The organism is Amycolatopsis sp. NPDC059027 (assembly GCF_042739735.1).
In the GTDB taxonomy this organism is placed as follows: Bacteria; Actinomycetota; Actinomycetes; order Mycobacteriales; family Pseudonocardiaceae; genus Amycolatopsis.
The window spans coordinates 1,358-11,025 of record NZ_JBHYIK010000136.1; the positions used below are offsets into that span (position 1 = coordinate 1,358).

Below are 9,668 nucleotides of genomic sequence, written 5' to 3' on the forward strand. Positions count from 1 at the left end.
CTGGGCGGTGTTGTCGCTTGTGTGTTCGCTATTGGGGGGGGGGGGTGAGGGCTTGTCGTCCCTGTTACCGGGGCACGGGGGGTGTGGGGCGGGGGGGGGCCCCCGCCGGCGGGCCGGGCGTCACCGGCCCTCCGGGCCTGGGGCTCCGCGGTCCCGAGGTAGCGGCTCACCTCGGCCGGACTGTCCGCGGCGAACTCGGTCCGGGTGAATCTGGTTTCCCCGGCGAACCGCACCCCGGCGAAATCGGTGTCTCCGGCGAACCTCGCGTTGTCGAACCTGGTGAATCCGGCGAACTTCGAGCCGCTGAACCAGGCGTCATCGTCGAACCTCGCGTCGTCGAACCCGACGCTCCTGGCGAACTCGGCCGCACCGAAATCAGCCTCTCCGGCGAACCTTGCCCGGTCGTACCAGGTCTCCGCGGTGAACTTCGCTCTGGTGAAGTTGGTGTCCGCATCGAACTTCACGTCGTCGAACCTGGTCTCACCGGCGAACTCCGTGTCTTCGAAGTCGGCGTCCTCGGCGAACTCCGCCTTGGCGAACCCGGCGTGTCCGGCGAACTTCGCCTTCCTGAACATGGTGTATTCGGTGAACCGGGCCCCGTCGAACCTGGTGTCCCCGGCGAACCGTGTTCCGGCGAACCAGGCGTGTCCCGTGAAGCTTGCTCCGGCGAACCCGGCGTCCCGGGCGAACTTCGCTCGGTCGAACGTGGTTTCTCCGGTGAACCTCGTGCCGGCGAACCGGCCGTCGTCGACGCGGCAGTGCTGGAGGTCGAAGTCGATGAGCGTGGCGCCGGTGAGATCGAGGCTGATGCCGTCCCAGAAGGTGGCGACCGGGTGGTTCTCGTCGCCGGACCGGAGATGCCGGGTGAGAAGTCGTTGAGCGGTAAGGCGCACTTCACGTTCCTGCCGGGCGTCGTCGTCCCGGCTCCACGCGGGCGCTGGGGGAGCGCTGCGAGCCGACCGGGCCGGAGCAGCCCGCGTCACGGGGGAGGCCGGCAATGGGCGGCGCACCCCCAGCTTGCGACCAGTGGGCATGCCAGGCGGGGTGTAGGGGGCCCGCAGGTAGGCGCAGACGACGTCGACGATGGTCTGTCGTTGGTCGGGATTGTTCTGAGCGACGCGTTCGAGGGCGTAAAGGCCACCGTGACGGACCGCGGCCTTGTCGGAGCCGAGCTGCTCGACTGCCTTCAGGTACAGCTCGGTGAGCCGTCGTTCGCGGGCGTCGTGCTCGGCGTGTGCCGCTGCGCGGTCGGTGGCGGCCTGGTTCTGTTCGGCCACGCGCACGGCCAGTTCGTGGGCCTCGTACTTCTGGAGCAGGTCGAGCTCGGTGGAACGTTGACGGCGAACAGCCAGCCACAATCCCACCGCTCCGCCGAACCCGATACCGAGCGCACCGGCGGTCCGCAGCGCGTCCAGCTGATCCCTCGTCACCCCACGACCCAGCAGCAACCACGCCGCGCCGGCCGCGACAGCCATCATCGCCGGGACACCCGCCGCGATCACCCATCGCGGGATCGGGCGCAGCGCGGGCCGCGGCGGCTCGGCAAGCTCTCGCGCCGCCGCTGTCGGAGCTTGAATCGAATCCCCGAGTCCTGTCACCACCGAACAGTCGTCCGACACGCGGTACTTGCTACGCCGCACGACGAATACATGCCGGAGCGACGCGCCGGGGCACGTCCCACTGTTCGGTGTATAACGACCTATACTTCCGCGCCGTGAGCGAACAAAGCAGTGGACGGCCACGGGCCCCGATCACCGAAGCCGACGTCTTGGCCTGGCTCGAAACCACCGCGGCCGCGGTCCAGGCGGGGGAGCTGAGCGCGCCGGAACTCATCGACCTGCTGGGGGAGCTGCGCCGCGCCTCGGCCGCCTGCGCCGACGCTTCGGACTGGGCGTTGCTCGCCGCACGCGAGGAGGGTGCAAGCCTTCGTCAGATCGCGCCCGTCTTCGGCAAGGGCTATGTTCGGGCACCGGCGGCCCGGCTCGAGAAACTCCATCGCCAGGCCCAGAACTCCAGCCAATGGCTCGCGATCCTCCGTCACAAAAATGTATAACGACCTATACAGCGGGGCGTGGTGGAACAAAAATCCGGCTCAGCTACCCGGCACGACTCACTTCATCGAACAGCTCCGACAGGGAGAGGCATGAACCACATCGCGGTCGGGCTCGCCGCGCTGGGCAGGCCGGCGTACATCAACCTCGGCCGCGAGGGGGCATTGCCGGAAAACCGGAGTGTCGCCGCGATGAAGGCCGCGACCTACGCCGTACTCGATGACGCTTACGCGGCAGGGGTTCGGTGGATCGACGTCGCCCGCTCGTACGGCCGGTCGGAGGAGTTCCTCGCCGGCTGGCTCGCCGAGCGCGGCCCGGACGACGTGACGGTGTCGAGCAAATGGGGCTACCGGTACGTCGGCGAGTGGCGGCTCGACGCGGAAGTGCACGAGGTCAAGGAACACACCGAGCCGCGGTTTCGGGAACAGTGGGCGGAAACCCGGTCGCTGCTGGGAAACCGGGTCGCGCTGTACCAGGTGCATTCGCTCACTGTGGACAGTCCACTTTTCACTGACACGCGGCTGATCGGCGCCCTGGCCGAGCTTTCGGCGAGCGGCGTCGAGGTCGGGTTCTCCACGTCCGGCCCGGCACAGGCCGACGCGATCCGGAAGGCGTTCGCTCTGGAAGCCGACGGATACCCGGTGTTCGCGGCGGCGCAGTCGACCTGGAACGTCCTCGAAACTTCGGCCGGTCCCGCGCTCGCGGAGGCTCACCGAGCCGGAAAACGGGTACTGGCCAAGGAAACCCTCGCGAACGGCAGGCTCGCGGTCGAGCCACCCGATGCGCTGGCGAAGATCGCCGCCGAGCACGAGGTCGGCGCGGACGCGGTCGCTGTGGCGGCGGTGCTCGCCCAGGACTGGCTCGACGTCGCCGTGCTGGGGCCCGCGAGCCCGGCGCAGCTCGCCGCGAACCTGAGCGCGACGGTGCTGGAGTTCACCGCTGCGGAAAAGGCCGAATTGGACGGTCTTGCCGAAAACCCGGCGGCGTACTGGCGGCACCGGTCCCACCTCGGGTGGGACTGAGGAGCTGGGCTATTGTTCGCCGCAGTGCGGGGATCGCCGAGTGCGGGGAGGGGCGGAGCAGGTGCGTCAAGGTCGGGTGCTCGCTGTCGCCGCGGTCGCGTTGTTCGGGCTGGCGGGTTGCGCCGATCGGCCCAACGATCTCGAGACGTACTACGACGATCCGACGCCGACGAGCACGCCTTCGCCGGCTTCGGCCGCGGCGAAGCCGCCCACTCCGGCGCCCAGCCGCGCGGCGGTGCCGCGGACCGTCGATCCGGCGCTCGCGCTTTTGTCCGATGAGGACGTTGCCGAGGAAGAGGTACACCCGGGACAGGGCAAGGCTTCCGGCTGTCTCGGCGATCCGGCTGGCGCGGCGCAGCGGTCGGCGAGTTGGCTGTACGCGAGCGGAGCGGTGCTGAGTCACCAGGTGAGCGCGTACCCGGACCGTAAGGGCGCGGACGTCGTCGCGACGGCGAAGTGCGAGGGCAGGCCGGTGACACTTCCGCCGCAGCCGGGCGTGTCGGCGCAGCGGGCGTGGTGCCTGGGCGGGACGTGCACGGTGTGGCTCGCCAAGGGAAACCTGGTTTCGGTGTTGAGTGTCGCGGCGAGTACGGAGGCGAGGGCGATGGACGCGGCGAAGCGGTTGTCGCCGCTCGTCGCGGGAAAGCTGGTCGCTCAGCCGTAGCGGCGGAACCATTCCTGGACGCCGGCGCGGCCGTCGGGGATGAACGGGCTGGCCGGGTCGTCGACCCAGGCGCGTAGTTCGGTGAGCGGCATCCAGCGGCCTTCGGCGATCTCCTCGGCCTGGTGGTGGATGGGGCCGTCCCAGCGGACTTCGAAGGCGAAGTTGTGGCAGCGGATCGAGCCGTCGTCGTAGACCTTGGTGAAGAGGGGTTCGGGTTCCACACCGTGGACGCCGAGTTCTTCGGCGAGTTCGCGGCGGGCGCATTCGGCCGGGGTTTCGCCGGCGGCCACGACGCCGCCTGCCCAGCAGTCCCAGGTGGACGGGAAGATGTCCTTGTCCGCGGTGCGCAGATGCACGTACACGGCTTGGCCGTCACCTGATCGGACCAAAACCACGCCGGCGGCGTGCCAGAGTCCTTCGGCGCGTACGCGGGGGCGGGTGGCCTCGCCTACCGCGCGGCCTGTGCTGTCATAGAGGGCAACGAGTTCGTCACTGCCTGGCATGGCTGCATCGTTCCACGAGGGGTACCCCGTAGGGTGGTGGACATGCGGCGGATCATGGGAACCGAAGTCGAGTACGGCATCGCGGTGCCGGGCGACGCGACGGCGAACCCGGTACTCACCTCGACCCAGGTCGTGCTGGCCTACGCGGCGGCGGCGGACGTGCCGCGGGCACGGCGGGCGCGATGGGACTACGAGGTCGAATCGCCGTTGCGGGACGCGCGCGGGTTCGACCTGACCGGCCCGGGCGGGCCGGGGCACGATCCGGATGTCGAGGATCTGGGTGCGGCGAACGTCATCCTCACCAACGGGGCGCGGTTGTACGTGGACCACGCGCATCCGGAGTATTCGGCGCCCGAGGTGACCAACGCGCGGGACGCGGTCATCTGGGACAAGGCGGGGGAGCGGGTGATGGAGGAGGCCGCGATGAAGGCGGCCACCGTGCCCGGGCAGCCTTCGCTGCAGTTGTACAAGAACAACGTCGACGGCAAGGGCGCGAGCTACGGCACGCACGAGAACTACCTGATGCAGCGGTCGACGCCGTTCACGGCGGTGATCGCGGGGTTGACGCCGTTCTTCGTGTCGCGTCAGGTGGTGACCGGGTCGGGCCGGGTCGGGATCGGGCAGCAGAGCGAGGACGCGGGGTTCCAGCTGTCCCAGCGCGCGGACTACATCGAGGTCGAGGTCGGCCTGGAGACGACGCTGAAGCGCGGGATCATCAACACGCGGGACGAGCCGCACGCGGACGCGGACAAGTACCGGCGGCTGCACGTGATCATCGGCGACGCGAACATGGCGGAGTACTCGACGTACCTGAAGGTCGGGACGACGGCGCTGGTGCTGGATCTGATCGAGTCGGGGATCCGGTTCGACGAGCTGAAGCTGGACGAGCCGGTGCGGGCGGTGCACCAGATCAGCCACGATCCGACGTTGAAGGCGAAGGTGGCGCTGGCGAACGGGCGTAAGTACACCGGGCTGGACCTGCAGTTCGCGTATCACGAGATCGCTTCGGCGAATCTGGAGCGCACGGGCGCGGACCAGGCGTCGAAGGAGGTCCTGCGGGTCTGGGGTGAGGTGCTGGACGCGCTGGCGCGGGATCCGCAGGAGTGCGCGGACCGGCTGGACTGGCCGGCGAAGCTGCGGTTGCTGGAGGGCTACCGGGCGCGGGACCAGCTGAACTGGGGTGCGCCGAGGCTGCGGTTGGTGGATCTGCAGTATTCGGATGTGCGGCTGGGCAAGGGCCTGTACAACCGGCTGGTGACGCGTGGGTCGATGAAGCGGCTGGTGTCGGAGGAGGAGGTGCAGGCGGCGATCACGACTCCGCCGTCGGACACCAGGGCGTACTTCCGGGGCCGTGCGCTGGAGAAGTACGCGAACTCGATCGCGGCGGCTTCGTGGGATTCGGTGATCTTCGACGTGGGCAAGGAGTCGCTGGTGCGGATTCCGACGCTGGAGCCGTTGCGGGGGACGAAGGCGCACGTGGGCAAGTTGCTGGACGACGCGGCGACCGCGGAGGATCTGGTCGAGGCGCTCACCGGTTCGGACTAGGCGGTGGTCATCAACGATCGCGGCGTGCCCCCGTTTGTCGGGGTCGCTGGGTAGGCTAGGAATCATCAGCCACACCGGGAGGCGAGATGGCGCAGGAAAAGATCGAGAAGCACGGCGGTGGTGACTCCGACGAGGAGTTCGAGGACACCGGTGCTGCCGGTCAGGAGCGACGCGAGAAGCTCGGCGAGGACGTGGACACGATCCTCGACGAGATCGACGACGTCCTGGAGGAGAACGCCGAGGACTTCGTGCGCGCGTACGTGCAGAAGGGCGGCCAGTAGCCGTCGCGGGTGCGCCGCCCCGCCGTAGGAACAGCCGGGTGGTCGTCGATCCGCGCCGTGATGCCCGTGGCCGTGGCGAGGCCGAGCAAGTCGGGCGGAACGTGTCGGGCTGGGCACAGTGTGTCAGCGGTACGTTCGGCGTGGGTCGTGACCAGCACTGATCAGCACAGATGGGAATCTTGAGCACGTATGGACAAGATCTCGGGTACTCCAGGCTTCTCGGGGCCCGCTCTGCCCGCCGCGTACTTCTCGGCGGCGACGTCGTCGTTCACCGACTTCCTGCGGGCGCAGGCGCCTGAGTTGCTGCCGGAGCGTCGGGTGATGCCGTCGGCGGGTGATCTGGGTACGCCGCACGGGACGACGATCGTGGCGGCGACGTTCGCGGGTGGTGTGCTGATCGCGGGTGACCGGCGGGCGACGTCGGGGAACCTGATCGCCAACCGGGACATCGAGAAGGTGCACATCACCGACGAGTATTCGGCGGTGGGGATCGCGGGCACGGCGGGGCTGGCCGTGGAGATGGTGCGGCTCTACGCGGTGGAGCTGGCGCACTACGAGAAGATCGAGGGTGTTTCGCTGTCGCTGGACGGCAAGACGAACAAGCTCGCCGCGATGGTGAAGGGCAACCTCGAGATGGCGATGGCGGGCCTCGCGGCGATTCCGCTGTTCGTCGGGTACGACTTGGAGGCGGAGGACGCGAAGCACGCGGGCCGGATCGTCTCGTATGACGCGGCGGGTGGCCGGTACGAGGAGAACGCGGGGTATCACGCGATCGGTTCGGGTTCGCTGTTTGCGAAGTCGGCGTTGAAGAAGCTGCACGATCCGGACGCGGATGCCGAGGCGGCGGTGCGGGTCGCGGTCGAGGCGCTGTATGACGCGGCGGACGACGACACGGCGACCGGTGGGCCGGATCTGGTGCGCCGGATTTTCCCGACGGTCGTGACGATCACCGCGGAGCAGGGTGCGGTGGCGTTGCCGGAGTCGCAGACGTCGGCGGTGGCCGAGGCCGTGGTCGCGGATCGCACCGAGCGTGGGCGGTCGCGCCGGTCGTAGTGGCCGGTCCCAGTCTTTCTCCCCTGAACTACCGATTTGAGCGGAGCCGACATCGTGACGATGCCGTTGTATGCCTCTCCCGAACAGCTGATGCGGGAGAAGTCCGAGATGGCGCGCAAGGGTATTGCGCGTGGCCGGAGTGTGGTCGTGCTGAAGTATCGCGGCGGGGTGTTGTTCGTCGCGGAGAATCCGTCGGCGACGTTGCACAAGGTCTCGGAGATCTACGACCACATCGGGTTCGCGGCGGTGGGCCGTTACAGCGAGTTCGAGAACCTCCGGGTGGCCGGGATCCGGCACGCGGATCTGAAGGGGTATCAGTACGACCGGCGGGACGTGAGCGCGCGGGCGCTGGCGAACGCGTTCGCGGCGACGCTGGGCAGCATCTTCACCGAGCAGCTGAAGCCGTTCGAGGTGGAGATCTGTGTGGCGGAGGTCGGGGCGACGTCGGCGGAGGATCAGCTGTACCGGCTGACCTACGACGGGTCGATCGTCGACGAGCCGGAGTTCGTGGTGATGGGTGGCCAGACGGACTCGATCACGTCGAAGCTGAAGGAGTCGTACGAGGCGGACCGGGAGCTGGAGGCGGCGCTGGGCGTGGCCGTGGCGGCGTTGCGGGCGCCGCGGACGGGCTCGGGTTCGTCGGCGGCGGGCGGGAACGGCACCACGGAGTCCGATCCGGTGAAGCTGGAGGTGGCGGTGCTGGACCGGGAGCGGCAGCGTCGCGCCTTCCGGCGGATCTCCGGTTCCGCGCTGGACGCGTTGCTGCCGAGTGCGCCCGCCGATGACGCGGCGGGCGACAAGGGCGACAAGGGCGACAAGGACGAGGCGAAGAAGGACGAAGGTGGTTCCGCCAAGTCCTAAGTTCGTGGGTGTCGGAAGGCCTGTCCGGGTGTGGTCCCGGGCAGGCTTTTTCGTGTCCGGGCGGGGTACAACGGGTGGAGTGGCTTCTCCTGAAGCGACACGACTGGCGGAATCGCCGGGTATTCGTTGGGAAACTGTGAAGGAAGATCGACCGGAGCCGGATGAGCTGGGAAAACGCTGGGCGAAGGCGGGATCGGTGGCCGTTTCGGGGGCTTTTTCACCGTCCGCGACGGAGTCGCCCGCGTGTCGACGCCCGAACGGCGCACCTTGGGAGGGGGTCCAGCGCCTACTCTGGTGGGATGCAGCGGCGGATCTATGGCATCGAGACCGAGTTCGGGGTCACGTGCACCTTTCACGGCCAGCGCAGGCTCTCGCCCGACGAGGTCGCGCGGTACCTGTTCCGGCGGGTTGTGTCCTGGGGGCGTTCGTCGAACGTCTTCCTGTCCAACGGCTCGCGGCTCTACCTCGACGTGGGTTCGCACCCGGAGTACGCGACGGCCGAGTGTGACGACCTAGTGCAGTTGGTGACGCACGACAAGGCGGGCGAGCGGATCCTGGAGGATCTGCTGGTCGACGCCGAGCGGCGGCTGGCCGACGAGGGTATCGGCGGGGACATCTTCCTGTTCAAGAACAACACGGATTCGGCGGGCAACTCCTATGGTTGCCATGAGAACTACCTGGTGACGCGTGCGGGCGAGTTCTCGCGGATCGCGGACGTGCTGCTGCCGTTCCTGGTGACCCGGCAGCTGATCTGCGGGGCCGGCAAGGTGCTGCAGACGCCGCGGGGCGCGGTGTACTGCCTGTCGCAGCGGGCGGAGCACATCTGGGAGGGTGTTTCGAGCGCGACGACCCGGTCGCGGCCGATCATCAACACCCGGGACGAGCCGCATGCCGACGCGGAGCGGTACCGCAGGCTGCACGTCATCGTCGGGGATTCGAACATGGCGGAGCCGACGACGATGCTCAAGGTCGGTTCGGCGCACCTGGTGCTGGAGATGATCGAGGCCGGTGTCCAGTTCCGGGACTTCACGCTGGACAACCCGATCCGCGCGATCCGGGAGATCAGCCACGATCTGACCGGGCGGCGCCAGGTGCGGCTGGCCGGTGGCCGGGAGGCTTCGGCGCTGGACATCCAGCGGGAGTATCACGCGCGGGCGGTGCAGCACGTGAAGGAGACCGGGTCGGGCGCGGCCGCCGAGCGGGTCGTCGACCTGTGGGGCCGGGCGCTGGAGGCCGTCGAGCAGCAGGACTTCAGCAAGATCGACACCGAGATCGACTGGGCGATCAAGCACCGGCTGGTGGAGCGGTACCGGTCGAAGCACGATCTGGACCTGTCGAGCCCGCGGGTGGCGCAGCTGGATCTGGCCTACCACGACATCCGGCGTGGCCGGGGCATCTTCGACCTGTTGCAGCGCAAGGGGTTGGTGCGCCGGGTGACCGACGACGGGGAGATCGAGGCGGCCAAGGACACTCCGCCGCAGACGACGCGGGCGAAGCTGCGGGGCGATTTCATCGCCGCGGCGCAGGCCGCCGGCCGGGATTTCACCGTGGACTGGGTGCATCTGAAGCTGAACGACCAGGCGCAGCGGACCGTGCTGTGCAAGGACCCGTTCCGGTCGGTCGACGAGCGCGTGGAACGCCTCATCGGCTCTCTCTAGTCAGTTGCGCCGTTAAGGCCACCTTACGGG

10 protein-coding genes are annotated in these 9,668 nt (G+C 68.6%); 8 read left to right on the forward strand and 2 right to left on the reverse strand.

All coding sequences use genetic code 11. The features are described 5' to 3' along the window. The coding region (locus ACFWY9_RS44045) for a pentapeptide repeat-containing protein (protein ID WP_378341692.1) at positions 1 to 1,598 on the reverse strand (1,598 nt) is incomplete at its 3' end. Between the two features lie 116 nt (positions 1,599 to 1,714). On the opposite strand from ACFWY9_RS44045, the gene ACFWY9_RS44050 reads away from it, so the two are divergent. The 3 genes from ACFWY9_RS44050 to ACFWY9_RS44060 all read left to right on the forward strand — a co-directional run bounded on the left by ACFWY9_RS44050 (position 1,715) and on the right by ACFWY9_RS44060 (position 3,737). Beyond that, the gene (locus ACFWY9_RS44050; RefSeq protein WP_378323176.1) at positions 1,715 to 2,053 is read left to right on the forward strand and encodes a hypothetical protein; all 339 of its coding nucleotides are present in this window, start codon (positions 1,715 to 1,717) and stop codon (positions 2,051 to 2,053) included. A gap of 90 nt (positions 2,054 to 2,143) precedes the next feature. Further along, complete coding sequence (locus ACFWY9_RS44055) at positions 2,144 to 3,073, forward strand: aldo/keto reductase (RefSeq protein ID WP_378341693.1); 930 nt, start codon at positions 2,144 to 2,146, stop codon at positions 3,071 to 3,073. A 61-nt stretch (positions 3,074 to 3,134) separates the two neighbouring features. Beyond that, a complete protein-coding gene (locus ACFWY9_RS44060; protein ID WP_378341694.1) occupies positions 3,135 to 3,737 on the forward strand; it encodes a hypothetical protein in 603 nt (200 codons plus the stop codon). Here the strand turns inward: ACFWY9_RS44060 and ACFWY9_RS44065 are convergent. Further along, positions 3,728 to 4,240 (reverse strand): NUDIX domain-containing protein, encoded by a 513-nt coding sequence (locus ACFWY9_RS44065; protein ID WP_378341695.1) that lies wholly within the window; start codon positions 4,238 to 4,240, stop codon positions 3,728 to 3,730. The two genes, ACFWY9_RS44060 and ACFWY9_RS44065, sit on opposite strands and share 10 nt — an antisense overlap. 42 nt (positions 4,241 to 4,282) lie before the next feature. Between ACFWY9_RS44065 and dop the strand changes: the two genes are divergently transcribed. The 5 genes from dop to pafA all read left to right on the forward strand — a co-directional run bounded on the left by dop (position 4,283) and on the right by pafA (position 9,638). Next, complete coding sequence (gene dop / locus ACFWY9_RS44070; RefSeq protein WP_378323180.1) at positions 4,283 to 5,785, forward strand: depupylase/deamidase Dop; 1,503 nt, start codon at positions 4,283 to 4,285, stop codon at positions 5,783 to 5,785. An 86-nt stretch (positions 5,786 to 5,871) separates the two neighbouring features. Beyond that, complete coding sequence (locus ACFWY9_RS44075) at positions 5,872 to 6,066, forward strand: ubiquitin-like protein Pup (RefSeq protein WP_378323181.1); 195 nt, start codon at positions 5,872 to 5,874, stop codon at positions 6,064 to 6,066. 189 nt (positions 6,067 to 6,255) lie between these two features. Next, positions 6,256 to 7,119, forward strand: a complete 864-nt coding sequence (gene prcB / locus ACFWY9_RS44080) for a proteasome subunit beta (RefSeq protein ID WP_378323183.1) — start codon at positions 6,256 to 6,258, stop codon at positions 7,117 to 7,119. 54 nt (positions 7,120 to 7,173) lie between these two features. After that, positions 7,174 to 7,980: a proteasome subunit alpha gene (gene prcA / locus ACFWY9_RS44085; protein ID WP_378341696.1), complete on the forward strand. Its 807-nt coding sequence runs from the start codon at positions 7,174 to 7,176 to the stop codon at positions 7,978 to 7,980. A 299-nt stretch (positions 7,981 to 8,279) separates the two neighbouring features. Next, a complete protein-coding gene (gene pafA, locus ACFWY9_RS44090; RefSeq protein WP_378323185.1) occupies positions 8,280 to 9,638 on the forward strand; it encodes a Pup--protein ligase in 1,359 nt (452 codons plus the stop codon). Positions 9,639 to 9,668: the final 30 nt, after the last annotated feature.